The sequence below is a fragment of the Pseudomonas sp. AC229 genome (assembly GCF_979254655.1).
In genome coordinates this window covers 126,469-152,327 of record NZ_CEEDHK010000003.1, presented here as the reverse complement: position 1 = coordinate 152,327, position 25,859 = coordinate 126,469, and the positions used below count along the sequence as shown (strand labels likewise).

Annotated in this window: 27 protein-coding genes; 9 read left to right on the top strand and 18 right to left on the bottom strand. The window is 61.4% G+C overall.

The genetic code is table 11. The annotated features are described in order from the left end of the window. Positions 1–251 precede the first annotated feature (251 nt). Complete coding sequence (locus AC0IW7_RS05595; protein ID WP_122496898.1) at positions 252–1,019, bottom strand: GntR family transcriptional regulator; 768 nt, start codon at positions 1,017–1,019, stop codon at positions 252–254. Positions 1,020–1,630: 611 nt separating this feature from the next. Here AC0IW7_RS05595 and AC0IW7_RS05590 point away from each other — a divergent pair. Then, positions 1,631–2,974, top strand: a complete 1,344-nt coding sequence (locus AC0IW7_RS05590; RefSeq protein ID WP_122496896.1) for an NCS2 family permease — start codon at positions 1,631–1,633, stop codon at positions 2,972–2,974. 78 nt (positions 2,975–3,052) lie between these two features. Beyond that, the gene (locus tag AC0IW7_RS05585; RefSeq protein WP_122496894.1) at positions 3,053–3,682 is read left to right on the top strand and encodes a LysE family translocator; all 630 of its coding nucleotides are present in this window, start codon (positions 3,053–3,055) and stop codon (positions 3,680–3,682) included. 147 nt (positions 3,683–3,829) lie between these two features. Here AC0IW7_RS05585 and uraH read toward each other — a convergent pair whose 3' ends face one another. After that, on the bottom strand, positions 3,830–4,183 hold the full coding sequence (gene uraH, locus AC0IW7_RS05580; RefSeq protein WP_463541673.1) for a hydroxyisourate hydrolase: 354 nt from the start codon (positions 4,181–4,183) through the stop codon (positions 3,830–3,832). Positions 4,184–4,588: 405 nt separating this feature from the next. Between uraH and puuE the strand changes: the two genes are divergently transcribed. The 5 genes from puuE (at position 4,589) to AC0IW7_RS05555 (ending at position 9,117) form a co-directional block, all read left to right on the top strand. Further along, positions 4,589–5,518 (top strand): allantoinase PuuE, encoded by a 930-nt coding sequence (gene puuE / locus AC0IW7_RS05575; RefSeq protein ID WP_471816326.1) that lies wholly within the window; start codon positions 4,589–4,591, stop codon positions 5,516–5,518. Continuing rightward, positions 5,515–6,030: a 2-oxo-4-hydroxy-4-carboxy-5-ureidoimidazoline decarboxylase gene (gene uraD / locus AC0IW7_RS05570; RefSeq protein ID WP_471816324.1), complete on the top strand. Its 516-nt coding sequence runs from the start codon at positions 5,515–5,517 to the stop codon at positions 6,028–6,030. The genes puuE and uraD overlap by 4 nt, the downstream gene beginning before the upstream one ends. Positions 6,031–6,086: 56 nt before the next feature. Continuing rightward, positions 6,087–7,082 carry an allantoicase gene (gene alc, locus AC0IW7_RS05565; protein WP_471816322.1) on the top strand — a complete coding sequence of 332 codons (996 nt, stop codon included), beginning with the start codon at positions 6,087–6,089 and terminating at the stop codon, positions 7,080–7,082. Between the two features lie 158 nt (positions 7,083–7,240). Then, the gene (locus AC0IW7_RS05560; protein ID WP_122496885.1) at positions 7,241–7,744 is read left to right on the top strand and encodes an ureidoglycolate lyase; all 504 of its coding nucleotides are present in this window, start codon (positions 7,241–7,243) and stop codon (positions 7,742–7,744) included. Between the two features lie 47 nt (positions 7,745–7,791). Then, a complete protein-coding gene (locus AC0IW7_RS05555; RefSeq protein ID WP_471816321.1) occupies positions 7,792–9,117 on the top strand; it encodes a urate hydroxylase PuuD in 1,326 nt (441 codons plus the stop codon). A gap of 187 nt (positions 9,118–9,304) precedes the next feature. On the opposite strand, the gene murB is transcribed toward AC0IW7_RS05555, so the two are convergent. The 8 genes from murB to AC0IW7_RS05515 all read right to left on the bottom strand — a co-directional run bounded on the left by murB (position 9,305) and on the right by AC0IW7_RS05515 (position 16,211). After that, positions 9,305–10,315, bottom strand: a complete 1,011-nt coding sequence (murB, locus tag AC0IW7_RS05550) for a UDP-N-acetylmuramate dehydrogenase (protein WP_471816319.1) — start codon at positions 10,313–10,315, stop codon at positions 9,305–9,307. Next, on the bottom strand, positions 10,312–10,776 hold the full coding sequence (locus AC0IW7_RS05545; protein WP_471816317.1) for a low molecular weight protein-tyrosine-phosphatase: 465 nt from the start codon (positions 10,774–10,776) through the stop codon (positions 10,312–10,314). Before AC0IW7_RS05545 ends, murB begins: the two co-directional genes overlap by 4 nt. Then, complete coding sequence (kdsB, locus tag AC0IW7_RS05540) at positions 10,776–11,540, bottom strand: 3-deoxy-manno-octulosonate cytidylyltransferase (protein WP_471816315.1); 765 nt, start codon at positions 11,538–11,540, stop codon at positions 10,776–10,778. The genes AC0IW7_RS05545 and kdsB overlap by 1 nt, the downstream gene beginning before the upstream one ends. Beyond that, positions 11,541–11,726, bottom strand: a complete 186-nt coding sequence (locus AC0IW7_RS05535) for a Trm112 family protein (RefSeq protein ID WP_108097092.1) — start codon at positions 11,724–11,726, stop codon at positions 11,541–11,543. It lies immediately after the preceding gene. A 45-nt stretch (positions 11,727–11,771) separates the two neighbouring features. Then, positions 11,772–12,773, bottom strand: coding sequence for a tetraacyldisaccharide 4'-kinase (gene lpxK, locus AC0IW7_RS05530; protein ID WP_471816313.1), 1,002 nt, complete (start codon positions 12,771–12,773; stop codon positions 11,772–11,774). 13 nt (positions 12,774–12,786) lie between these two features. Further along, positions 12,787–13,227 (bottom strand): ExbD/TolR family protein, encoded by a 441-nt coding sequence (locus AC0IW7_RS05525; RefSeq protein ID WP_463382242.1) that lies wholly within the window; start codon positions 13,225–13,227, stop codon positions 12,787–12,789. Then, positions 13,224–13,859 (bottom strand): MotA/TolQ/ExbB proton channel family protein, encoded by a 636-nt coding sequence (locus AC0IW7_RS05520; RefSeq protein ID WP_463382241.1) that lies wholly within the window; start codon positions 13,857–13,859, stop codon positions 13,224–13,226. The genes AC0IW7_RS05525 and AC0IW7_RS05520 overlap by 4 nt, the downstream gene beginning before the upstream one ends. A 126-nt stretch (positions 13,860–13,985) precedes the next feature. Continuing rightward, positions 13,986–16,211: a DNA internalization-related competence protein ComEC/Rec2 gene (locus AC0IW7_RS05515; RefSeq protein WP_471816311.1), complete on the bottom strand. Its 2,226-nt coding sequence runs from the start codon at positions 16,209–16,211 to the stop codon at positions 13,986–13,988. Positions 16,212–16,347: 136 nt separating this feature from the next. Here AC0IW7_RS05515 and AC0IW7_RS05510 point away from each other — a divergent pair, with 136 nt between their 5' ends. Next, positions 16,348–16,911 carry a DUF2062 domain-containing protein gene (locus tag AC0IW7_RS05510; protein ID WP_471816309.1) on the top strand — a complete coding sequence of 188 codons (564 nt, stop codon included), beginning with the start codon at positions 16,348–16,350 and terminating at the stop codon, positions 16,909–16,911. A gap of 60 nt (positions 16,912–16,971) precedes the next feature. Here the strand turns inward: AC0IW7_RS05510 and AC0IW7_RS05505 are convergent, their stop codons facing one another. The 8 genes from AC0IW7_RS05505 to AC0IW7_RS05470 form a co-directional block, all read right to left on the bottom strand. Beyond that, a complete protein-coding gene (locus AC0IW7_RS05505) occupies positions 16,972–17,625 on the bottom strand; it encodes a hypothetical protein (RefSeq protein WP_471816307.1) in 654 nt (217 codons plus the stop codon). A 94-nt stretch (positions 17,626–17,719) separates the two neighbouring features. Beyond that, on the bottom strand, positions 17,720–18,484 hold the full coding sequence (locus AC0IW7_RS05500) for a hypothetical protein (RefSeq protein ID WP_471816305.1): 765 nt from the start codon (positions 18,482–18,484) through the stop codon (positions 17,720–17,722). Continuing rightward, positions 18,481–19,092: an RNA polymerase sigma factor gene (locus AC0IW7_RS05495; protein ID WP_471816303.1), complete on the bottom strand. Its 612-nt coding sequence runs from the start codon at positions 19,090–19,092 to the stop codon at positions 18,481–18,483. The genes AC0IW7_RS05500 and AC0IW7_RS05495 overlap by 4 nt, the downstream gene beginning before the upstream one ends. A 1-nt stretch (position 19,093) precedes the next feature. Next, positions 19,094–20,839 (bottom strand): vWA domain-containing protein, encoded by a 1,746-nt coding sequence (locus AC0IW7_RS05490; protein ID WP_471816301.1) that lies wholly within the window; start codon positions 20,837–20,839, stop codon positions 19,094–19,096. A gap of 218 nt (positions 20,840–21,057) precedes the next feature. After that, positions 21,058–22,497 carry an aminotransferase-like domain-containing protein gene (locus AC0IW7_RS05485; RefSeq protein WP_471816299.1) on the bottom strand — a complete coding sequence of 480 codons (1,440 nt, stop codon included), beginning with the start codon at positions 22,495–22,497 and terminating at the stop codon, positions 21,058–21,060. Between the two features lie 281 nt (positions 22,498–22,778). Beyond that, positions 22,779–23,588 carry an OmpA family protein gene (locus AC0IW7_RS05480; protein ID WP_471816297.1) on the bottom strand — a complete coding sequence of 270 codons (810 nt, stop codon included), beginning with the start codon at positions 23,586–23,588 and terminating at the stop codon, positions 22,779–22,781. Beyond that, entirely contained in the window at positions 23,585–23,938 is a 354-nt protein-coding gene (locus AC0IW7_RS05475) for a DUF4398 domain-containing protein (RefSeq protein ID WP_471816567.1), read from the bottom strand. The genes AC0IW7_RS05480 and AC0IW7_RS05475 overlap by 4 nt, the downstream gene beginning before the upstream one ends. A gap of 12 nt (positions 23,939–23,950) precedes the next feature. Further along, entirely contained in the window at positions 23,951–24,769 is an 819-nt protein-coding gene (locus tag AC0IW7_RS05470; RefSeq protein ID WP_471816295.1) for a substrate-binding periplasmic protein, read from the bottom strand. A 115-nt stretch (positions 24,770–24,884) separates the two neighbouring features. On the opposite strand from AC0IW7_RS05470, the gene AC0IW7_RS05465 reads away from it, so the two are divergent. After that, the gene (locus AC0IW7_RS05465; protein WP_471816293.1) at positions 24,885–25,814 is read left to right on the top strand and encodes an alpha/beta fold hydrolase; all 930 of its coding nucleotides are present in this window, start codon (positions 24,885–24,887) and stop codon (positions 25,812–25,814) included. Positions 25,815–25,859 lie beyond the last annotated feature (45 nt).

The following is a 25,859-nucleotide window of genomic DNA, read 5'->3' as shown; positions in this document are numbered from 1 at the left end:
AATCCGAAATTCTGGATTCCCGCCTGCGCGGGAATGACGGTGTTTTTTGCGACTCCCGATGCTAGGCCCAAACACGTGATAAGTCCCCTCTCCCGCCTGCGGGAGAGGGCTAGGGAGAGGGCAGCGATGTTCGACTCATCCGAGATTCTGGATTCAGCATCTCGGACCGATCACCCTAACCGCCGCGCCGGCCCTCCAAAAAGCCAAAAAAAAACCGCCCAATCAGGCGGTTTTTTTATACCGAAAACAACCTACCGAGGCGCCGCCGAGCGCGGTGCCTTCTTCTTGGTTTGCAGCAAGTGCGAGAACACCGCATGCAAATCATCCGAGGCGCTGTCTTCGTCGAGGTTGAGCTTGCTGTCGATGTGATCCATGTGATGCATCATCAAACTCACAGCCTTCGCCACGTCACGCGCTTCAATGGCATCGATGAGCTGATTGTGCTCATCGTAAGAACAGTGCGAGCGGCTGCCGCTTTCGTACTGGGCGATGATCAACGAGGTCTGCGACACCAGGCTGCGCTGGAAGCTGATCAGCGGCGCGTTCTTCGCAGCTTCCGCGAGTTTCAGGTGGAATTCGCCGGACAGACGAATGCCGGCGCCACGGTCGCCACGGGAAAAACTCGCCTGCTCATCGGCGACCATCTGGCGCAATTCGGCCAGTTGCTCGGCGCTGGCGTGTTCAACGGCCAGTTCGGTAATGGCGCGTTCAACCAGACGGCGCGAGTAGAAAATCTGTCGCGCATCTTCAACGCTTGGGCTGGCCACCACGGCGCCACGGTTGGGGCGCAACAGCACCACACTTTCGTGAGCCAGGCGCGACAGCGCGCGACGAATAATGGTGCGGCTGACGCCAAAGATTTCGCCCAACGCTTCTTCGCTCAGCTTGGTGCCGGGCGCCAGGCGCTGTTCCAGAATCGCATCAAAAATATGCGCGTAAACGACGTCATCCTGAGTGCCGCTGTGGCTGGCTTTGCCAGTACGCGGTTGCTTCTTGAGGGGCTGCAATTGTTCGTTCATTCGGGCTCGCGTCAGAAGTTCTGCGGTCATGCGCGACTCTACTGCTTCTCCCCCCAGGGCTGGCAAGCCTCGGCGGGTAAATAGAGAGGGTAAAAATACCGGCGCATTGTACACAATCTAGCCAGCAGCTCCTAACTGCACGAGCTAGACGTCAGACAGATCACTAGGCAAATACAGACCCCGCCTACAGCCTTCTTAGTTTTTTCGGGCGTAACCGGACAAAAACTCCGGCGTTTTTACGCTTAAAGCGTCGCTATTCAGCTAAAACCGAGGCTCGGATGGCCCCTCCTCCCTCGACCATTGCACAGTCCATAAATCTATAAACCATTGATTATTAACGAATTAAGCCAAATACATTGCGCAAACTGTCGCATACAATTCGCTTATCCATTTAAGAACAATCAATCCGTTCGTTTTGCGCAACAATAAAAACATTAATTGCTTTTTTTGTATACAAACGCATAATCGCGCTCGAGTGACTTCCTGACCAAAGAGTCAACAAAGCACCTGCAAGCGCACCACGTAAGCCACCTACCTCAGAGCACCGCCACCCTTCTTACAGGCGCGCAGTACTCGGTGACCAAAATAAGAGAAATGAGGAGTACCCCGCTGTGGAAAGCACCAAACAAGAACAACTCTATGCTGCGAAGCCCGCGCGCACTGGCCTGTTGGAACGGCTGTTCAAGCTGTCCTTTCACGGCACCACCGTCAAAACCGAGCTCGCCGCCGGCCTGACCACCTTTATCACCATGGCGTACATCATTTTCGTCAACCCCAACATCATGGCCGACGCCGGCATCGATCACGGCGCGGCTTTCGTGGCCACCTGTATCGCCGCCGCGTTCGGTTGCTTCCTGATGGGCCTTTACGCCAACTGGCCGGTTGGCCTGGCGCCAGGCATGGGGCTGAACGCGTTCTTCACCTACACCGTGGTTGGCACCATGGGCTACAGCTGGCAGATCGCGCTGGGAGCGGTATTCCTCTCGGGCATTCTGTTTATGATTCTGACCTTCTCGCGTATCCGCGAATGGCTGCTCAATAGCATCCCCGCGAGCCTGCGGTTTGCGATGGGTGCCGGAGTCGGTCTGTTTCTCGGCCTCATCGGGTTGAAGACCGCAGGCATTGTGGTGGCCAGCCCTGAAACCTTGCTGAAGATGGGCGACCTCACCGCCGCTGGCCCACTGCTGGCAGCCATCTGCTTTTTGATGATTGCGGTGCTGGAATACCACCGCGTGTTCGGCGGCATTCTGATCAGCATTCTTACCGTCACGCTGGCGGGCTGGGGTTTGGGTATCGTCGAGTTCGGCGGCATCTTCTCCATGCCACCAAGCCTGGCCCCGACCTGGCTGGCGATGGACATTTCCGGCGCACTAAACGTCGGCATGATCAGCGTGGTGTTGGCCTTCCTGTTCGTGCACATGTTCGACACCGCCGGCACCCTGATGGGCGTGGCGCAACGGGCGAACCTGGTGGACGAAAACGGCCACATCGAAAACCTCAGCCGTGCGATGAAAGCAGACAGTACTTCCAGCGCCTTCGGTGCCCTGGTGGGCTGCCCGCCGGTGACCAGTTACGTAGAAAGCGCCGCGGGCGTGGCCTCGGGCGGTCGCACCGGGCTGACGGCGGTCACCGTTGGCGTGCTGTTTATTGCCGCGATGTTCTTCGCTCCGCTGGCCGGCATGATTCCCGCCTACGCCACGGCCGGTGCGCTGATTTACGTGGCCATGTTGATGATGAGCGGCATGGCGCACATCGACTGGGAAGACCACACCAACACCATCCCGGCGATTATCACCGTGGTGATGATGCCGCTGACCTTCTCGGTTACCGACGGCCTGGCCATGGGCTTTATCACCTTCGTGGTGCTCAAGCTGGCCACCGGCAAACACAAGGAAATCACCCCTAGCCTGTATGTGCTGGCGATTATCTGCGCGTTGAAATTCGCCTTCTTGTAATCTTCGCCGACGCTCAAACTGCTCCACGAGCCCCGACGTTAAAGCGTCGGGGCTTTTCTACATCTGAAGAGGCCCGCAATGAACCTGGACACCTGGCTGTTATTTAGCAGCGCCGCGCTGATCGTCATTCTGATTCCCGGCCCGTTGTCGCTGCTCATGGTCAGCAACAGCCTGAACTACGGCCTGCGCCGCTCGGCGCCGGCATTTCTCGGTGGCGTCAGCGCCTCCATCTGCCTGCTTAGCGCCTCTGCACTGGGCCTGGGCGCCCTGCTGCTGGCGTCGGAAAAACTGTTCAGCATGCTGAAAGTGTTGGGCGCGTTGTACTTGTTTTACCTCGCCTACCAGAGCTGGCAGGAGTCGCGCGAAGCGGCGAAACCGGCCAAGGCTGACGACCAACCGCTGACCGCACCGAGCCGGCGCAGCATGTTTCTGAAAGCGTTTGGTTTGGGCGCGAGCAACCCGAAAGACATCCTGTTTTTCGCCGCTTTTCTGCCGCAGTTCATCAGCGCCGATCAGCCCATGGGCAATCAGCTACTGGTGATGATCGCCACCTGGGCGGCGCTGGATTTGGGCTGCAAATTGTTCTACGGCTTGAGCGCGCGTGGCGCTGCGACGTTTTTGCGTTCGGGCAAGGGGCAGGTGTGGTTTAACCGGGTCAGTGCGGGGTTGTTTGCGGGGGCGGGAACGGCTTCGTTGTTGAGTCGCTGAGGAAGCGGCTGGGAAGTCGCGATGCTGGTGGATCAAGCGCATCGCGACTGAAATCGCTCCTACACGAATGTTGCCATCCGCAGCAGCGCCGGACCCGCCACTCCCCTGTAAAAGCGACTTCAGTCGCGATGCTCTTGATCTAACGATTTAGCTGCCGCGATACGTCGAATAGCTATACGGCGAAATCAGCAGCGGCACATGGTAGTGGTCCTGGCCGGCATCGATGCCGAAACGCAGTACCACCACATCCAGAAATGCCGGTTCCGGCAACTGCACGCCGCGCGCGCGGTAGTAATCGCCGGCGTGGAAGTGCAGCTGATAAACGCCCGAAGCGTAGTCTTCGCCTTGCAGCACCGGCGAGTCGCAACGACCGTCGTCATTGGTGTGCAGGGTGTTAATCAGCACCACGGACGAGCCTTCTACGCGGTACAGCTCGACTTTGATGTTGCTACCTGGGCAGCCGTGAGCGGCGTCCAAAACATGCGTGGTTAAACGTCCCATCGGTTCCGGGCAACTGCGCCAAACGCAGCCGCCGCGCCTCCTCTATGCAGGTGAATTCGAAGCGCCACACCGGCATCAAGCCAGGGCGCAGCGGGAGCATACCATGCGCATTTAAGATTTCGAGACATTCCATACGAAAATTGTACACAATCAACCACAACAATTTTTCCGCGCAAGACCTGCCCGTTCGCAGCGCGCCAATGGCGTCCGTGCACCGCATTGGCACACCGCAGGGCCAAGCACGGGCCTTGAGCTAAGCTTCATGGCAATCAGAAAGTGGATAAATTGGTGAAATTTTCCATTTACAAAACATCCATCACTTTGTATACAATCAACCCATCACGGTCGCCTACGCTTACCCGGCCTTCGCTGCGACCGCACCATTCATAAGAAGGAACACCTGCAGTGAGCGCTGACTACCCTCGCGACCTGATCGGTTACGGCAACGACATCCCCCATCCGCACTGGCCCGGCAATGCCCGCATCGCCATTTCCTTTGTGCTCAATTACGAGGAAGGCGGCGAGCGCAACGTGTTGCACGGCGATAAAGAGTCCGAGGCATTTCTGTCAGAAATGGTCGCCGCTCAGCCGCTGCAAGGCGTGCGCAATATGAGCATGGAGTCGTTGTACGAATACGGCAGCCGCGCCGGGGTGTGGCGCATTCTCAAGCTGTTCGAGAAAACCGGCATTCCGCTCACCGTGTTCGCCGTGGCCATGGCCGCACAACGTCACCCGGATTTGATCCGCGCCATGGCCGCTGCGGGCCACGAGATTTGCAGCCACGGCTACCGCTGGATCGACTACCAGTACATGGACGAAGCGCAAGAACGCGAACACATGCTGGAGGCCATTCGCATCCTTACTGAAATTACCGGTGAGCGCCCGCTGGGCTGGTACACCGGCCGCACCGGCCCGAACACCCGGCGCCTGGTGATGGAGGAAGGCGGCTTCCTCTATGACTCCGACACCTACGACGACGACCTGCCCTACTGGGAACAAAACAACCCGACTGGCAAAGCACACCTGGTGATTCCGTACACCCTCGACACCAACGACATGCGCTTCACCCAGGTGCAGGGTTTCAACAGCGGCGATGACTTCTTCAATTATCTGAAAGATGCCTTCGACGTGCTTTACGCCGAAGGTGCCGAGGCGCCGAAAATGCTGTCTATCGGCCTGCATTGCCGCCTGATTGGCCGCCCTGCCCGCCTGGCGTCGTTGCAGCGTTTTATCGAATACGTGCAGGGCTTCGAGCAGGTGTGGTTCGCCCGCCGCGTCGACATCGCCCGCCACTGGCACGCCACCCATCCCTTCAGCCAAGAGAGCGCGAAATGAGCCGCTTCCAGACCCTGACCCCTTCCACGCTGAGCCGCGAAGCATTCGTGGCAGCCTTTGCCGACATCTACGAGCACTCGCCCTGGGTGGCCGAAAAAGCCTACGACCTGGGCGCCGACAGCAGCCTGGACGACATCGAAGGCCTGCACAGCCGCATGGCCGACATCCTGCTCAGCGCCGATCACGCCGCCCAGTTGGCACTGATCAACGCTCACCCGGACCTCGCCGGCAAAGCCGCTGTGCGCGGCGAACTGACAGAAGCCAGCACCTCGGAGCAATCCGGTGCGGGCATCCACGAATGCACGGCTGAAGAGTTTCAACGCTTCACCGAGCTGAACGACGCCTACAAAGCGAAGTTCGCGTTTCCCTTCATCATGGCGGTCAAGGGCAGCAATCGGCACCAGATTCTCGCAGCGTTCGAGGAGCGCATTCACAACTCCAAGGAAGCAGAGTTCGAGCGAGCGCTGGCCGAAATCAACAAGATCGCGCTGTTCCGTTTGCAGACCCTATAAGGCCTGCAGTTCCTGACGCCGCCACCTCTCCCCGCCCCATCTAAGGCAGACAAACAATGAAAGCTTACGCCGTACCCTTCGAGAAATACGTCAACCTCGCCGACGCCCGCCTGGGCACCAAGGCCATCTCGGTTACCGATGACTGGTTCGCCGACGTCAACCGCTTGTTCCAGCCGACTCCGGCGGTGTGGAAAGAAGGCGTGTTCGATGACAACGGCAAGTGGATGGACGGCTGGGAATCGCGCCGCAAGCGCTTCGAAGGCTACGACAGCGCGGTGATCAAACTCGGCGTGCCGGGTTCGATCAAGGGTGTGGACATCGACACCAGTTTCTTCACCGGTAACTTCCCGCCGTCGGCGTCCCTGGAAGGCTGCTTTGTAGCCGAAGGCGACCCGAGCGACAGCACCGAGTGGACCGAAGTACTGGGCGCCGTGGAGTTGAAAGGCGACAGCCACCACTACCACGAGATCACCAACAGCCAGGCGTTCACCCACCTGCGCTTCAACATTTACCCGGACGGCGGCGTGGCGCGTCTGCGCGTGTACGGCGTGCCGTTCCGTGACTGGTCGAACGTGGGCGACAACGAACAAGTCGACCTGGCCAGCGCCTTGAACGGCGGCCGTGCCCTGGCCTGCTCCGACGAGCACTTCGGGCGCATGAGCAACATCCTCAACCCGGGCCGTGGCATCAACATGGGCGATGGCTGGGAAACCGCACGCCGCCGCACGCCGGGCAACGACTGGGTCATCGTCGCGCTGGGCCACCCGGGCGAAATCGAACGCATCGTGGTCGACACCCTGCACTTCAAAGGCAACTACCCGGACAGCTGCTCGATTCAAGGCGCCTTCGTTAAAGGCGGCACCGACAGCCAGATCGAAACCCAAAGTCTGTTCTGGCGCGAACTGCTGCCAAGCCAGAAACTGCAAATGCACGCCGAGCACGAATTCGCCGAGCAGATCAACGCACTGGGCCCAATCACCCACGTACGTTTGAACGTGTTCCCGGATGGTGGTGTTAGCCGTCTGCGGTTGTTTGGCAAGGTTGCGAAATAAATAGGCTCACGCCGCCCAGTCCCCTCTCCCGTTTACGGGAGAGGGTTAGGGAGAGGGGTTCTTCGGCGCAGATCAGCGTTAAGCCTGGCCCTCTCCCCCAGCCCCTCTCCCGCGCGCGGGAGAGGGGAGTCTTAATAACGAATAATGTAGAAACCAACATGCGCAAACTGATCATCGAACCGCTAACCAAAGAAGCCTTCGCCCCGTTCGGGGACGTCATCGAAACCGAGGGCAGCGACCATTTCATGATCAACAACGGCTCTACCCGCCGCTATCACAAGCTGGCGACGGTTGAGACGGCGCAGCCGGATGACAAGGCGATCATCAGTATTTTCAGCGCTGAAAAGCTGGAATACCCGCTCACCATCCGCATGTTGGAGCGCCATCCGCAGGGCAGTCAGGCGTTTATTCCGCTGCTCGGCAATCCTTTTCTGATCGTGGTCGCGCCACTTGGCGATGCACCTGTATCAGGTTTGGTCCGTGCTTTTGTCAGCAATGGCAAGCAGGGCATTAATTACCATCGCGGCGTTTGGCACCACCCGGTGCTGACGATCGAAAAGCGGGATGACTTCCTGGTGGTTGATCGCAGCGGTTCTGGCAACAACTGCGATGAGCATTTTTTTACCGAGGATGAACAGGTTCTCCTCAACCCCCACCAATAAGAGAAGCTCGGCAGCCGGCCAGCCGGTTCCGGGAAGAGGTAAACACTGTGGAAGCACATTTGATTGAATGGGCGAACCTGGCGGTGCGCTGGGTTCACATGATTGTCGGCATCGCCTGGATCGGTGCGTCGTTCTATTTCGTTTGGCTGGAAAACAACCTCAACCGCGCCAATCCGCGTGATGGCCTGGCCGGTGATTTGTGGGCGATCCACGGTGGCGGTATCTACCACCTGGAAAAATACAAACTCGCCCCGCCGAAAATGCCGGACAACCTGCATTGGTTCAAATGGGAAGCCTATTGGACCTGGATGTCGGGCGTTACCCTGCTGTTGATCGTCTACTACCTCAACCCTTCGCTGTACCTGATCATGCCCGGCAGCGACCTCAGCCCGGCAGCGGCCATTGCCATCGGCGTGGGTTCGCTGGTCAGCGGCTGGTTTATCTACAACTTCCTGTGCGACTCGGCGCTGGGTAAACAACCGGCCCTGCTCGGCCTGGTGTTGTTTGTTCTGTTGGTTGCCGCAGCGTTTGGCCTGAGCCAGGTGTTCAGCGGGCGCGGTGCGTACATCCATGTCGGCGCCATCATCGGCACCATCATGGTCGGTAACGTGTTCAACACGATCATGCCGGCCCAGCGCGCGCTGGTGAAAGCCATCGAAGAAAACCGCACGCCCGACCCGGCCCTGCCGGCCAAAGGCCTGCTGCGTTCGCGCCACAACAACTACTTCACCCTGCCGGTGCTGTTCATCATGATCAGCAACCACTTCCCGAGCACCTACGGCAGCCAATACAACTGGCTGATCCTGGCGGGCATCGCGGTATTGGCAGTGATCGTGCGTCACTACTTCAATACCCGTCACCACAGCAACAGCTTCAGCTGGGCCTTGCCGGCTGGCGCGTTGGGCATGATCTGCCTGGCCTTCGTTACCGGTCCGAGCCTGTCGACCATGAATGGCGCGGGCAACGAACAAGCCGCTAAAGCCGTCGAATACCAACCGCTGCCCGCCACCGCCATTGGCGGCAAAACGGCCAAGGAAGCCGCCGAAGAAGCGGCCAAGCAGCCGGCGCCGGCAGAGCAACCGGTGGCTCAGGCAACCGCGCCAGCCGGTGCCCCGGGGTTCGACAAGGTGCATGAAGTGATTCAAGTGCGCTGCACGGTGTGCCACTCGCAAAAGCCCACCAACAGCATGTTCAGCGCGGCGCCAGCGGGGGTGATGTTCGACACGCCTCAGCAAATTCAGCAAATGGCTCCGCGTATTCAGGCGCAAGCCGTGGCCACCCAGGCCATGCCGCTGGGCAACCTGACCCAAATGACGCCGCAAGAGCGGGAGTTGATTGGGGCCTGGATTGCCAAGGGCGCGCAGGTGAACTGAGTGGTGCCCTAATAAAAAAACCGCGCCTTGTGCGCGGTTTTTTTATTCATGGTTTTTTTGTAACGGCTTGCCCTCTCCCCCAGCCCCTCTCCCGCAAGCGGGCGAGGGGAGCCAATCGGCGTTTTTTCTATATCACCGTTCGGCCCCCTCTCCCTCTGGGAGAGGGTTGGGGAGAGGGTCGCGGACGCTACAACACGTTCGGCTCGATCTCCAACTCCACCCCAAACCGCTCCAGCACATCCGCCTGAATACGCTTGGCTAACGCCAGCAACTCGCTGCCCGTGGCGGTGCCGTAGTTCACCAGCACCAGCGCCTGAAGCTTGTGCACGCCCGCATCACCGTCGCGAAAGCCTTTCCAGCCGGCCCGTTCGATCAGCCAGCCGGCCGCCAATTTCACTTGGCCATCGGCCTGCGGATAAGCCACCACATCGGCATGTTCTTCACGAACCCTGGCGGCCAGTTCAGCGCTCACCAGTGGGTTTTTGAAGAAGCTGCCAGCGTTACCGAGCACTGCCGGGTCGGGCAGTTTTTCGGCGCGGATGGCGCAAATGGCGCGGCTCACGTCGGTGGCGGTGGGCGTGTCGATGCCTTGCTCGACCAGGCGCTGACGCACCGGTCCGTATTCCAGATGCAGGTGCTGCTGACGGTTCAAGGCAAAGCGCACGCGCAAGATCAGCCAACGACCGGGCTGCTGTTTGAACACGCTGTCGCGGTAGGCGAAGTTGCAGTCGGCCAGGTTGAACTCCCGCAGCGCGCCGGTCTGGCGGTCGAGCGCGGTCAGGCTGTGGAACACGTCTTTAATCTCAACGCCATAGGCGCCAATGTTCTGCATCGGCGCGGCGCCAACGGTGCCAGGAATCAGGCTGAGGTTTTCCAGGCCGCTCAGGCCTTGGCTCAAGGTGGTCTGCACAAACGGGTGCCACGGCTCGCCCGCCTCGGCTTCAATCACCACCTGCTCGGCGTTTTCTACAATGCGAATGCCGCGACTGGCCATGCGCAGCACCAAGGCCTGCACGTCGCCGGTGAGCAGCAGATTGCTGCCGCCGCCAATCACCAGCAGCGGTAGTTGACGCTCCTCAGCCAGTTTCAGCGCAGTGCGAACGTCGTCATCGTTATGGGCCTCGGCAAACTGCGCCGCGCGTACATCGACGCCAAAGGTGTTGAAGGGTTTGAGCGATACCTGCTCGACCACGTTCATAGCCGCCCTCGCACTTCGTTGAGCAATTGCGCGCCGGCGTGTTCGAGCAGGTCGAGTACGTGTTCGAAGCCGTCGGCGCCGCCGTAATACGGGTCGGGCACTTCGTCGGCATCCAGTTGATAGCGACGCAGATAAAGGTCGAGTTCAGCGCGGCTGTTGGCCGGCTGCAGGGCTTTGAGGTCGGCGAAGTTGCTGTGATCCATGGCCAGGATCAAGTCGAACTGCTCGAAGTCCGCCCGGCTCACCTGCCGCCCACGCAGGGCGGAAAGGTCGTAGCCGCGCTGCAAGGCGGCGGCGCTGGCGCGGCTGTCGGCGGGTTTGCCGACGTGCCACGGGCCGGTGCCGGCAGAGTCGACATGCACCTGGCCATCAAGCCCGGCGTTAAGCAGTTGCTGGCGGAATACGCCCTCGGCCGAGGGCGAACGGCAAATGTTGCCCAGGCACACGAACAACACGCGCATCAGGCCCCCAGCAGGCGCCGAACGCGCTCCAGGTCTTCCTGGGTATCAACACCGGCTTGCGGCGCTTCCAAGGCATCGGCCACATGAATGCGCTCACCGTGAAACAGCGCGCGCAGTTGCTCCAGGCATTCGGTGTCTTCAAGCCAGCACGGGCCCCAGCTTACGAAGTTGTGCAGGAACTGCGCGCGGTAGGCGTAGATGCCGATGTGGCGGCGGTACGGCACGCCGGCCGGCAGTTGCTCGCGGTTGGCGGCGAAAGCGTCACGCGCCCACGGCAACGGCGCGCGGCTGAAGGTCAGGGCCAGGCCGTTCTGGTCAGTGACGACCTTGACCACGTTGGGGTTGAACAACGCGGCAACTTCTTCAATCGGCTCGGCCAGCGTGGACATGGCCGCTTCCGGATGGGCCGCGAGGTTGGCGGCCACCTGATCGATGACGGCGGGCGGAATCAGCGGCTCGTCGCCTTGCACGTTGACCACAATCGCATCACCGGCCAGCCCCAAGGCGCTGGCCACTTCGGCGAGGCGGTCGGTGCCGGAGTTGTGGTCCACGCGGGTCATCACCACTTCAGCGCCAAAGCCCTTGCAGGCCTCGACAATGCGCGCATCGTCGGTGGCCACTACCACGCGCTGGGCGCTGCTTTTGCAGGCTTGTTCCCAGACGTGCTGAATCATCGGCTTGCCGCAGATGTCTTGCAGCGGTTTGCCGGGCAAGCGGGTGGAGGCGTAGCGGGCGGGAATGACAACGGTGAAGGCTGTGCTCATTTACTTATCCAGGCGCTCGTCGACGTTCAGGCTGCGGGCTTCGGTTTCCAGCATCACCGGAATGCCTTCGCGCACCGGGAAGGCCAATGCGTCGGCCTTGCACACCAGCTCGGATTTATCGTCAGCCAGCTTCAGTGGGCCTTTGCACAGGGGGCACGCGAGGATGTCGAGTAGTTTGGGGTCCATTGCGAATTCCTTTAACGGGTGAATGGAGGGGCGGTCTGCGCAGGCTTAGCGCGCCGGCAGCAGACCCGCAAGACGGTGGTCGAACCAGGCCAGAAATGCCGGCGACGGCACGGCGTCGACCGCCAGGTACCACCAACTGTCAGCGGCGAAGGCGCGGCATTTCACGGCGTCCTTCTCGGTCATCACCAAGGGCAGCGCGGGGCTGAAACTCAGCTGCTCGGCGGTGTACTCGGCGTGGTCGGCGAAGGCATGGGAAATCGGGCGCCAGTGTAACGCCTGCAACGTGTTGAAGAAACGCTGCGGGTTGCCGATGCCGGCCACTGCGTGCAGCGCCTGGCCGGGGGGGAAATGCTCAAGCCCCACCCGCTCGCCGCTGCGCAGGTTAACCAAGGCGCTGGGTTGCAAGGTGAAACCAAAGCCCTCGGCGCTGTCGGCGGTGGCGCCGTTGAACAGCACCGCGTCGACGCTCTGCAAGCGCTCCACCGGCTCGCGCAGCGGCCCGGCGGGCAGGCAGCGTCGGTTGCCGAGGCCGCGCGCCGCGTCGATCAAGACCAATTCGATATCGCGCGCCAGGCGGTAATGCTGCATGCCGTCATCGCTGAGAATCAGGTCCAGCGGTTCGTCGGTGAGCAAGGCGCGCACGGCGTTGGCGCGGTTGGGGTCGATCATCAGCGGCACGCCGGTGCGTTGCACAATCAACAGCGGCTCGTCGCCGGCCTGGTCGGCCGACTGCTCGGCGCGAACGCGCCAGGGGAACTGCGGGGGTTTGGCACCGTAGCCACGACTGACTACGCCGACCTTGAGGCCACGCTGCTGGCAGTGAGCGATAAGGCTGAGGATCATCGGCGTTTTGCCGGTGCCGCCAACGGTGATATTGCCGACCACCACCACCGGCACGGGCGCGCGGTAACTATCACCCTCGCCGGCCAGGAAACGCTGGCGTTTACGCGTGACCACCGCCCGGTACAACCACTCCAGCGGCCACAACAGACGCAGCGCGGGATGGCCCTGGTACCAGGCGTTTAGGAGTTTGTCTGAGGCAACCATCAGCGTCGTACCATCAAGGCGCCTTTGGCGCCTCGATGGTGGTAATGCGCAATTGACTGAAGCCCAGCTTGCCGGCTGCGTCCATCGCCGTCACCACCGCTTGGTGGGTGGCTTTGCCGTCGGCATTGATGGTCAGTGGCAGGCTGTTGTCGCCGGCCGACTCACGCTGCAGCGCGGCCATCAGCGTGGGCAGATCGCTTTTGCTCAGCACCTGATCGTTCAACGAGTAGGTGCCGTCGGCGGCAATCGCCACCTCCAGTTGCTTCAATTCGGTGGCTTCCGGCGGCGTACCGCTGGCCGCTTCCGGCAGCTCGATTTTCAGCTGGGTCGGACGGCTGAAGGTGGTGGTGACGACAAAGAACAGCAGCAGCACGAAGATCACATCGATCAGCGACGTCAGGTTCAGGAACACCTCGTCACGGGCGACACTGTTGGCTCTGCGGCGGAATTTCACGGCTTGCTGTCCTCAACGAAATCGACTTCGCGATCGCCCTGGGTCACTTCCACCAACTTGATGGCTTCCTGTTCCATGGTAACGACGATTTCGTCCACGCGGCGCAGCAGGTAACGGTGGAAGAACACCGCCGGAATGGCCACGATCAGGCCCGCCGCCGTGGTCACCAACGCTTTGCCGATACCACCGGCCAGTTGCCCGGCGTTGGCTTGGCCGTTGTCCATAAAACCGCTGAAAATTTCGATCATGCCGAACACCGTGCCGAGCAAGCCGAGCAGCGGCGCCATGGCAGCAATGGTGCCGAGAGCATTGAGGTAGCGTTCCATCTCATGGATGACACGGCTGGCGGACTCTTCGATGCACTCTTTCATGATCTCGCGACCATGTTTGGAATTGGTCAGGCCGGCGGCGAGGATTTGTCCCAGCGGCGAGCTGTTGCGCAGTTCCTTGAGCTTGTCTTTGTTCAGCTGTTTGTCTTTGATCATGCGCCACACCTGCCCCAGCAGATGAGGCGGCGCCACGCGGTTAACGCGCAGGGTCCACAGGCGTTCGGCAACGATGGCCACGGTAGCGATGGAACACAGAATGATCGGTAGCATCATCCAGCCACCTGCTTTGACTAGCTCCCACACGGTGTCAACTCTCCTGGGTTTAAAACGGCCTTGGAATAGCCTGGTTTTACGGGCCTTATCGGATGGCCCCTACAAAAGTGGCGCCACTCTAGCATAGGGCCGGGGGCGCGCCGACCGTCGCGGTTCTCATTTTTCCCGCCAGAATCGCGCTTCTTTGCGCAGGCCGCTGGCCGACTCGAAAGCGCCCAACTGAATGCGCAGGGCGCCCTGCTCCACGCTGTCGAACACCTGCAAACCCAACGCTTGATAACGGCCCATTACCTGCGGGTGCGGATGACCGAATGCGTTGTGGGCGCCGCGCGACACCAGCACCGAATGCGGCGCCACGGCGCGCAAGAAAGCCAACGACGAAGAGCTGCGACTGCCGTGATGGGGCGACTGCAACCAATCGGCGCCCAGGCCGGGATGAGCCGCCAGCCACGCGGCTTCGGCAGCGGCATCAATATCGCCGGTGAGCAGCAAGCGCTCGCCATTGGCCATTACCCACACCACGCATGAGGCCTGGTTGCCAGTTTTTGCTCGCGCCCAACGCCAGGTCTGGAAGTACACGCCGTCCCATTCCCAGTGCGCGCCGTTGATGCAGGGCTGGGCGGAGAGCGAAGCGGGCAATTTGTCCGGTTCGCCGCTGAGCACATGGGCAACGGACACACCGCGTTGCACCGCCAGCGCGCCACCGGCGTGATCGTTGTCGGCATGGCTGATCAGCAGCGTGTCCAACCGCCCGACTGCGAGGCTGCGCAACGAGGGCACCACCAGCCGTTCGCCGCTATCAAAATCGCCGTGGCGGGGGCCGGCGTCATAGAGCATGGCGTGGTTGCGCGTGCGCACCAGCACCGCCAGGCCCTGACCGATATCCAGTTGCAGCACCTCGGCCTGGCCGCTGGGAATGGAGGTCGTCGGCGGCCAGAAAAGCGGCGCCAGCATCACCAGCCCCAGCGCCCGCACCGGCACGCCGGCGGGCGCCAAGGCCAGCAACGCGCCAAGCGCGCCCAGCAACCACACGCCGGGCGTAACCTGCGGCGCCAGCCAGGCCGGATGCCAGGCGGCCACCGCGCTCAGAAACCGAAACAATAGCTCCAGCAAGCCGCCGGCCAGTTGCAGCACCGCCTCGCCCAGCCATGGCACCGGCAACAACAGCGTGCCGACCAAGGCCAGCGGAACGACCGCCAGGCTCACCCACGGCACCGCGAGCAAATTGGCCAACGGCCCAGTGACGCTAATGGGCAGCCCCAGCGCCAGCATTGGCGGCAGCAAGCCGATGCTCATCGACCATTGCGCGCGTGTCCACGTGCGCCACCACGGCCAGGCGCCGAGTCGCCCGCCGAAAACCCAGATGAGCACCGCCACCGCCACGAAAGACAACCAGAATCCAGCCTGCAAACTGACCAGCGGCTCGGCCAGCAACACCAGATTCAACGCCATCAGCAGCGGCAGCCACGCCCCGAGGTGACGAAAGCGCAGGCGCCAGATCAGCACCAGCGCCACCATCACGCACGCGCGCTGCACCGGCACCTGAAACCCCGCCATCAACCCGTAGCCCAACGCGCCAAACCCCGCAGCAGCGCACGCGCAGGGTAACCAAGGCAGGCGCTGCGGCCACAGGCCCAAACGCGCCAAGCCCGCGACCAGCCCGTAGAGCAGCGCGGCGAAGAGCCCGATGTGTTGGCCGGAGATAACCAGAAGGTGCACGGTGCCGGTGTCTTGCAAAGCGCGCCAGTCGGCGCTCGACAGGCCCGAATCGTCGCCCAGCACCAGCGCGGCCAGCCCGCCTTGGCGGCCAAAGGCATCGACCTTCATCAGCCGCTGGCGCACCGCATCGCGCCAACCCAAAGGGCCGCTAGCCGCCGCCAGGCGTTCGCCGTGTTTAACCGAGCCTTGCGCCCCGATGCGTTGCGCCAGCAGCCAGGCCTCGTAGTCGAAACCTTGCGGATTGATCAACCCGCGCGGACGTTTGAGCGTAACCGCCAGCCGCCAGGTTTCACCGGCCCTCACCGCAGGGCCGCCGTTCCAGGTCAGGCGCAGACGCGAGGGCAACTGGGCGCGCCGGGCGCTGACCGATTCGAGCTGAAAGCGCACCGCGCCGTTGCCCTGCGCCGGCAGGCCGACCACGCGGCCTTGCAGCCAGCGGGTCTGGCCATTGAGCTCGGGCGCCAATCGATCGTCGATGGCCCATTGCGCCGACAGGCACGCCCAGCCCAAGCCCAGCAGCGCCAAGCCAATCGGTCGGGCGCGCGTTAATAAAAGCAGACTGCCGATTACCGGCAATACTGTGATCAACCAAGCCGGCGGCAGCGCCGGCAGCCAGCGCAGGGCCAACAAACCCAGCGCCAGCGCGAACATCCCTGTACGCATTTTTTACTGCTCCCTGCGCGCTGTCCTTGCGTCGTTTAAAGCAAACGCAGCGCGCTTATTTGTTGTCACAAAGTCAACGCATATAGCCCGCACAATCTGGGCATAATCCGCCTTTTTCCGCCTGCCGAGATGCCCTATGCCGCGCCGCCTGTTTAAGCGCTACATGCCTAATCCCGAAATGATTCGGGAGCACAAGTCGCTGCGCTTTCTCGGCTCGCTGATGCATGACCCCAACCTTTGGCACCTCAATCGTCACTCAGTGGCACGCGCCATGGCCGTCGGCTTGTTCGCGGCGTTCATCCCCCTTCCTCTGCAAATGCTGTTGGCAGCTTCCCTGGCCATTCCCCTGCGCGGCAACCTGCCGATCTCGGTGGGCCTGGTTTGGCTCACTAACCCGATCACCATGCCGCCGTTGTTTTATTGCACCTACAAGCTGGGGGCGTGGGTGATGCAGATACCGGCGGGGGAAATTACCGGCACCGTCTGGCCGCGCATCAGTCACTTTTTCGACGATCCGTCGTGGGAGTTGATCCAGATGCTCTGGCATCCGGTACTGGCGCCCTTTCTGCTGGGCTCGGTGCTCACCGGGCTGATTGCCGGTGTGTTGGGGTATTCGTTGACGATGCTCTACTGGCGCTGGTGGGTGCGCAGTAGCTGGAAGAAACGTCAGCTCAAACGGCGGGAAAAAGCGGCGACCTAGTCGCAATTAGCTCTGCAAAAAAAGGCGCCACTTGGGCGCCTTTTTTCGTTGCTGGATCTATCAATGGCGGAACTTGAATTGCAGCTCGGCGCCGTCGAAATACCCCTCGTCCTGATCGCGGCTGCGCTCGTTGGTGATCACCCTGCCGCCCACCTCAAACGGGCTCACATCGCTCGGCTTGTCGGCAAACATCTGCGGCAGCAGCGCCGGGTCAGCCGGCTTGCTCGGCGCGGCACTGGCGCCCGGCGTCACGGCAACTTTCGGTTCAAGGTCTTTAACCAGCTCTTTGGGCAAACGCAGGTCGAGCTTGGCTTTGGGCACCGGGGCTTTTTTCACGGCGGCGCTGGCCTTTTGCTGGGCAGCGGTTTGCGGCTTGGAAACGTGCAGGCGCTGAATTTTGTCCGGCGGTTGCGGTGCCCGCACCGTCACGGTTTTCGGCGTGCTCGGCTCAGCGAGCTGCTTGTCGGTCACCGGCGCACTGGCCGTTTTCTCCGGCAGCGGTTCCAGTTTGCTTTCGATCAGCGGTTCCAGCGGTTTGATGCGCGGTGTATCGGCCACCTTGGGCGCGGGCTTGGACGCGTCGGCGGCGGGCTCACGCTGTTCCACGGCCGGCACTTGCGGCGCAGGTGGCGTTTTTGGCGGGGTCGGGTCTTTGTCGCAAGCGGCTAACAGCAGCACGGCAAACGACAACCCAAGAAATCGGATAGCCATCATGGTTACGGGTCGAACTCGGCAGAAGCCAACATGCTCGCGCGCTCAGCCCTCCCTGGCAAGCGTGCACTCTGGGCAGGATGTAACCACTGCCCTCCTACTGCTGACCACGCGAGTGCTGCAATTGTTGCAACTGCGTGCGCACATTGCGCTGCGGGTAACGCTGTTGCAGCGCCTGTAATTGCTGCTCGGCCTGCGCGTTCTGGCCGTCGCGTTGCAATTGCAGAATCTGCTCCAGGCTACGTTGCACCTGCGCGTCATCGCCTGCGGTTTTGCGCGCCAATACCGGGGCTGATGGCTTTGGCGCCGCGTCGGTAAACGGCGCGGCGGGCGACGCTGGCGCCTGCTGTTTATCGCTGAGCTGTTCGTTCAATTGGCCGCTGATCACCGCCGGCGCTTGCTTGCGCATTTCCGGGCGGGCAGCGGCACGCTCCTTCACGCTGGCTTTTTTCTCGGCTTGCGGCTCGGCGGCATAGAAGGCATCCGGGTCGACGGCTTCGGCCTTAGGCGCCATGGCTGGCGCAGGTGCCGGCACCGACAAGGTGATCGGTGCGGCGTCGTATTGCTGCTCCGGCGCCCGCTCCATGGTGCGCGTCGCCAAGCCCACGCCGATGCCCAAGGTGGCGATGCTGGCAAAGGCCATCGACCATCGGGCACGCTGGCTGCCGCCGAATAACCAGCCTTGTAAGCGACTCAGTACAGGCTGCTTGGCAGGCACACGCTGGTAGTGGGCGGCTTGAGCCTGGGCGGCGGCGAGAATGCGCGCATCCATGTCCGGCGGCGGCGCTTGCTCGCTGTGGCGGCGGAAATGCTCGAGCATCGTCTGCTCCAGCTCGGCGCTGTCACGCGGTTCGTGTGTCATAGGGATACCTCGTCGGCGGTGGCCGGGTCCGTCAGCAACCGTCGTAACTTGCTCAGGGCATAGCGCAGGCGACTTTTCACGGTCTCCGCCGGCGTTTGGGTCAGGGTCGCAATTTCGCTGACGTCCATGTCGCCATGGGCACGGAGCAGGAACACCTCACGCTGCTCAGCCGGTAGATCATCCAGCGCCGCCTGCAGACGCTGCTGGTCACGGGTCAGGCTGAGCTGCTGCTCCGGGTTAGGCTGGTGATCGGCCTCGGCGTGCACCTGTTCGTCGTATTCGTCGTGCAGATACTGGCGTTTGCCATGCTTGCGCCAATAGTCGATCAACCGGTTGCGGGCGATCTGGTACAGCCATGTGCTGAACTGCACCGCCTCGCGCTGCTGCGACTCGCTACGGATCAGGCTCATCCAGGTTTCCTGGAACACTTCCTCGGCAATAGCAGAATCGCCGCATAGGCCGCACAGAAAACGGAACAGCCCCAGGCGATGCCGGGCATACAGCTCAGCGAACGCCTGGCTATCGCCCTGCCGATAGCGACGCAACAACTCAGCGTCGCCAATGGCAGAAGCAGAAACAGAAGAGTCAGGTGAAGGAGCGGCTGTCACGCTAGTCGACCTTGGCCAGGGTTTTAGGGGAAGGAGTGGCCGCAGTTTGCAGGCTCTGCGCCAGTTCCACCAGTTGCACGAATTCAGCGCGCAGGCCAAAGCGGTCGTCGCCCTTGGCGCCACGGGCCAGCTCGGCGCTGGCAGCCAGGTCGAAGCCTTGGGTGTATTGGCCGCCTTTTAACTGCTGGGCGAAGGCGGCGACGGCCGCAGCGAAGCGCAGGTCAGCACTGGCCTGGGCGATGGCCGGTGCGCTGGCGTCAGCGGCAATCGGCACTTCCAGCAAGCGGCTCGTGTTTTGCTCGGGCGCTTTGTAGCGGATGCGGACCAGGGCCATTTCGCTGGAGGCGGCGCGTTTGCTTGCCGGCTGCTCATAACGCAGCGGTTCCAGCCAGCCTTTGTTGCCAGCGGGCACGACTTCGTACAAGGCCGTTACGGTGTGGCCCGCGCCGATTTCGCCAGCATCGACTTTGTCGTTGCTGAAGTCTTCACGCTTGAGGGCGCGATTCTCGTAGCCCAGCAGGCGGTACTCACTGACCTGCGCAGGATTGAATTCCACCTGGATTTTCACGTCTTTGGCCACGGTCATCAGGGTTGAACTGAGCTGCTGCACCAGCACCTTGCGCGCCTCGCGCAGGTTGTCGATGTACGCATAATTGCCGTTGCCGGCATCGGCCAACTGCTCCATCAGCTGCTCGTTGTAGTTGTCGGTGCCAAAGCCGAGGGTGGTCAGCGACACGCCGGTTTTGCGCTTGTCTTCGGCGAGCTTTTTCAGGCTGTCGAAGTCGCTGATGCCGACGTTGAAGTCGCCATCGGTAGCCAGCAGGATGCGGTTGATGCCGTTCGCCACGAAGCCTTGCTGGGCTTGTTGATACGCCAACTGAATGCCCGACTCCCCTGCCGTCGAACCGCCCGCTTGCAATTGGTCGATGGCGGCGCGGATCTTGGCCTTTTCGCTGCCGGACGTCGGCGCCAGAACCACGCTTGAATCGCCGGCATAAACCACCAACGACACTTTGTCTTCGGCGCGCAGCTGGTCGACCAACAGTTTCAGCGTGCTTTGCACCAGCGGCAGGCCATCGGGGCGGTCCATAGAGCCGGACACATCGACCAAAAACACCAGGTTCGCTGGCGGCATGGCTTGGCTTTGCAAGTCCGAGGCTTTGATTGCCACTTTCAACAGCCGACTGTTGGCATTCCACGGCGTAACCGCCAGCTCGGTGCTCACACCAAAGGGCGTGTCGCCGCTGGCCGGTGGATAGCTGTAGGGAAAGTAATTCACCAGCTCTTCCAGACGCACCGCCTCTTCCGGCGGCAGTTGGCCGCGATTGAGGAAACGTCGCACGTTGGCGTAGCTGCCGGTATCGACGTCGATACTGAACGTGGAAACCGGGTCTTGGGCGACGGCATGGATCGGGTTGTCAGCGAGCTTCTGGTATTGCTCGCGGTTGGCGTCTTGATAATACGGCGATGGCGCATCGGCAGGGGCCGGCGCGGCCATGCGCTGGCTCGGTTTGACCATGCCGGCGACCGCCGCGTAACTGGCATTGGGCTCGGCTTTCTTGGCCTCGGCCGGCGCGACCTGCTCGGCCAGCGCATCACGGGAATAGGTAATCGGCGCGGGGGCAACGGGCGCCTGGGCGGCAACCGAGTCGGCTTCCTTGACCGAGCACGCACTGAGCGTGATGGCCAGGCCACCGGCAAAACCGCAAATCAGGGGCAAACGAGATAGAGCGAGATAGTGAGCCATGCTGGCGTCTCCAGGGGGTCCATTCGCTCAGGTAGACGGAGGGGTTTGGCGGGCGGGGTTAACGCTTTTAAAAAAAAAGCGCATTTCGAAGCACCCGCTAGATCTTCTCGGCTAGAGCCAGGCAAGGCGCCCCGGAGCTTTTAAGCGCAGCGTACTGCAGTACGTGAGCATTAAAAGCGAGGACGCAACGCAGCATGGCCGACGCCCAGAAGATCGTTTCACATGAGGTTAGGCGTCTCTTGGCAGAGCTGATTGGCTAACATCCCAAGCGTCATGATCGCCCGCTCCGACTCACGGTTCCACGGAATGCCACAGTTCAACCGCACGCAGTGGTTGAACTGTTCGGTGTTGCTGAAGATCAGCCCCGGCGCAATGCTGATGCCCTGCTGCAACGCCCGAACGTGCAGATCTTTGGTATTGACGCGGCGCGGCAGGCTGACCCACAAAATGAAGCCACCTTTAGGTCGCGTGATTTGCGTGCCTTCGGGAAAATACTGCTGCACGGCCAGTTGGAACGCGCTGAGGTTCTTCCGGTATTCGTGGCGGATGTAGCGCAAGTGGCGGTCGTAACCGCCATTTTCGAGGTACGCCGCCACGCCCATTTGCGTGACGCTGCACGCCGAATGGGTGGTGAAGGTTTGCAGGCGCTGGATGTCGTCCTGGTATTTGCTGGCGACAATCCAGCCCACGCGCACGCCCGGCGACAGGGTTTTGGAAAAGCTTGAGCAATACAGCACGCGGCCTTCGCGATCGTGAGATTTCAAGGCTTTGGTCGGGCCTTGCTCGAACAGCAGTTCGCCGTAAATGTCGTCTTCAACAATATGGAAATCGAACTCGCGGGCTTGGCGCAGCAGTTGTTTTTGCCGGTCTTCCGGAATGGTGCCGCCCAGCGGGTTGCTCAGTCGCGCGGTGAGCACCAAGGCTTTGATCGGCCATTGGCTGGCCGCCAACTGCAAGGCTTCCAGGCTGATGCCGGTGGTGGGGTCGCTGGGAATCTCGATCACTTTCAGGCCCAGCAAATCGGCCAATTGCAGGAGGCCGTAATACGTAGGCGACTCGGTGGCGATCAGGTCGCCGGGCTTGGTCAGCACGCGCAACGACATTTGCAGGGCATCGACACAGCCGTGGGTGATGACGACTTCCGCCGGGTCAACGACCACGCCGGCATCGCGCATACGGATCGCCACCTGGCGGCGCAGCGGCTCGAAGCCTGGGCTGAACATGTAGCTGAAGGCGCGTGGGCTGTGGAACCGGGTCACCTTGGCCAACTGCTGATGCAGCGCGCGAACCGGCAAATAATCCACATGGGGCACCGCGGCGCCGAAGGGAAAAACCCCTTCGCGCCGGGCTTCGGTCAACACTTGGTTGATGATGCTGCTGCGAGTGACCAAACCAGGGCGCTCGACCCGGGCGATGTCCGGGGTGGCGGCGGTTAGCGCCGGGGTTTGGTGAACGTAAAAGCCTGACTGCGGGCGGGCGCGAATCAGGCCCTGGTCCTCAAGGTTGGCGTACGCCTGCAACACGGTGGCGTGGCTGACGTTCAGCTGTGAACTCATCTTGCGTACCGACGGCACGCGCTCGCCCGGTTGATACACGCCTCGGCGGATATCTTCGGCCAATTGCTGGGCGATACGTTGATAGAGCAACAGACTGGTCATGGCGGCTTTCCCTGATTGAGCGTGAACACCGATACAGTAGCGAAACAGTCTAGAACTGAACCGGCACAGTTGCAGATTTTGTTTTGCATACAGAACAGGGAAAACCGGGTCGTGGGGCGGCGCTTATCGCAGGCTGGACGTGGGCTGCGGTTTACTGAACAAGCCTGGATCCCCGCGTGCGCGAGGATGACGGTGGTGGGTTTGGGAGACCGGATAACACTGAGGGTATAAAAAAGCCCCGGGCGCTGTGAACGACCGGGGCTGGGGATTAGGCGTTCGGACTACCGATCCGAGCCCAACTTGCCCTGGTCGTCGGAGAACACGATTTCCACCCGACGGTTTTGCGCACGGCCACGGGACGAGGCGTTTTCGGTGACCGGGAAATCGGCGCCGTAACCGACGGCCTGGATACGGCTTTGGTCGATGCCAAGGTCGATCAGGGTGTCGGCCACCGCTTGCGCGCGCGCCTTGGACAGTTCGAGGTTTTCCTCACGGCTGCCCCGGTTGTCGGTGTAACCCTCAACGCGCACCACGCGGCGGGGGTTGAGCTGGAGGAACTGCACCAGCTTGAGCAAGGTGCGATTGGCGGCCGGTTTCAACTCGGCATCGCTGGCGTCAAACAGCACGTCTCCCAACGTCAGCACCAGGCCCCGGTTGGTTTCGGTGGCGGCCAGATTGATCTGCTCTTCCAGCCATTTGCCTTGCTGCTGAACACTCAACAGCTTGGCTTCGCGCAGGTTGAGTTGCAGCCGTTCGACGTCCATCTGCAGCTTGGCCTGGCGTTCTTGATTGACGCTGAGCTTGGTGTGCTCGGCGGCGATCGCGCTGTAGCGCTGGCTTAGGTAGGCGTAGTGCTGGACGTCAGCATCGCTGCCCCAGTAGGTGGACAAACGATCAGCGCGCGACAGCGAGTCGCCGGCGCGAATCACATCGCGCGGGGCGTAGCGCAGGGCGTCGGTGTCTTCTTTAACTTTCTGAAAACCGTCGCGGGCGGCTTCCAGGCTTTGCTCGGCATCCGGTTCAGTGGCGCAGCCGGTGAGCAGCGCTGCGGCCAAGGCGGCGGCAAAAAGGCGGTAGGCAATCGGGTTCACTGCATCGCCCCCAGTTGTTTGTGAAGGCGTTTGATGCGGGCGTTCAGATCAGCCAACTGTTTTTCACTCTTGCTGGTGAGCACGCGGCCTTCGGCCAGACGCGCGTCCAGTTCGGCTTGTTCGGCAAACATGCGCGCGCGTTTGTAGTCTTGCTCGTTCATGTTTTTCTGCGCCCGGGCCAGCTTTTGCTCAGCCAGAACCATCTCGGGAATCTGCGCGTCGGCGCCAACCGCCTTGGCTTGGGCGACGGCCTGTTCAGTCAGGCGCATTTGTTCGATCGGCGCGGGGTCTTTGGTACAACCGGCCAGCGCCACGAGGGCCACGGCGATTGCCAGTGTGCGTCTATGAATCACAAAAAATTCCTACTGTTTCGAGGGAGTCGCCGCCTGCACTTGCTGTTCTTTCCAACGCTCAAGATTGCGTTCCAGCAGGGCTTGCGGGGCACCAGAGGCGGCCAATTCTGTCATTTTTTTCGCCAGTTGTCCGCGTAGCCACGGCTCGTTGCAAGCCGAGTTGAACGACAACGTCAGGTACAGGCCTTCGCTGGAAATCGGCGGCTCAAGGGCTTCAAGGTCGGCGGTCATGCCCAGGGTTTCGGCCAGCGCCAGGCCCGGATAACGTTCATACAACACGTAGTCGGTGCGTTCCAGCAGCAGCTTTTGATACGCCTGGGTAAGGCTCGGTACGGTTTCCAGGCTGAGGTTGTCTTTGGCGTAGTGGTCGAAGGCCTGGCCGAAACTGTTGTTCACCAAGGTGCCGCCGGTGTGCAGGCGCAGGTCGTCCCACTGGGCATACGGGAAGCCTTTGCCGCGTTTTACCCAGACCACGCTGCTGGTTTCCAGAAACGCGGGATGCACGTAATCCATGGTCTCCAGACGGGACAACGTAAGGAATGCGCCGGCGATCATGTCGACGCGCCCGGTGCGCACTTCTTCTTGCGCGCGCGACCAAGGGCCGGTGTAGATCACGTCAATGGTGAGGTTGAGTTCTTTGCCCAGTTGCTTGAGCAAGTCGGCGTTGGCGCCTATCAGCTGCTTAGGGTTGGCCGGATCGCGCCATAAATAAGGAGGGTATTCAGGGTTACCAGTCGCCACCAGGCGTTCACACTTTCCAGCAGCAGCGCTCAAGCCTGGCAAACCGGCGAGCAGCAACAACAGCGCGATAAGGTGGCGTATCTGCATCAGCGGGTTTCCCGAACTGAACGTTGGTTGGGGGTGACGGCCTGGTGTGCCGACCACACACAGCGTCATGCTAGCTTAGACGAATTGAAATAATTATTGGCGATAAGGACGGTCCATGAAAAAACTACTCGTTGGGTTTGCGATCTGCGTGGCAGCAATTGCCACGCTGCTGTACTTCTCCCCCGCCACCCTGATGGCCACGGCTCAATTCGCCGAACGGCAAATGGCCGGGCTGAGCAGCGAGCAGACCATGGTCGGCGACCTGAGCATCCACTATTACCAGGGCGGCCCGGCCGACGGCGAAACCATCCTGATGATTCACGGTTTCGGCGCCAACAAAGACAACTGGCTGCGCTTCGCCAAATTCTTTACCAAGCGCTATCAGGTGATCGCCATCGACCTGCCCGGCTTCGGCGATAGCAGCAAACCGAATGCCAGCTACGACGTGGGCACCCAAGCCGAACGCGTCGCCGCGTTCGTAAACACCCTGGGCCTGAAAAAACTGCACGTGATTGGCAACTCCATGGGCGGCCAAATCGCCGCGCTGTATGCCGCGCGCCACCCGGAAGAAGTGCTCTCTGTGGGCCTGCTGGACAATGCCGGCATTACCTCACCGAAGAAAAGCGAGCTGTACGAAATGCTCGAACGCGGCGAGCCGAACCCACTGGTCGCGCGTGACGCCGAAAGCTTCGCCAAGCTGGTGGCCTTCGTGTTCGTTGAGCCACCGGCGATGCCGAAGAACCTGCAGCGCTACATGGCTGAGCAGGCGAGCGCCAGAAGTGAGCAGAATGACAAAGTGTTCAGCCACCTGCGCGAGCGCTACATTCCGCTGGAACCGGAGCTGCCAAAAATTCAGGCGCCGACGTTGCTGCTGTGGGGCGACAAGGATCGCGTGCTGGATGTGTCGAGCATCGAGGTGATGAAGCCGCTGCTGAAAAAGCCAACCGTGGTGATCATGAAAGACTGCGGCCATGTGCCGATGATCGAGCGGCCGGAAGAAACCGCCAGCCACTACCAGGCGTTTCTGGACAGCGCGAAAAGCTAAGGTGTCAGGCATAAAAAAACCCGCTCAGTGAGCGGGTTTTTTATT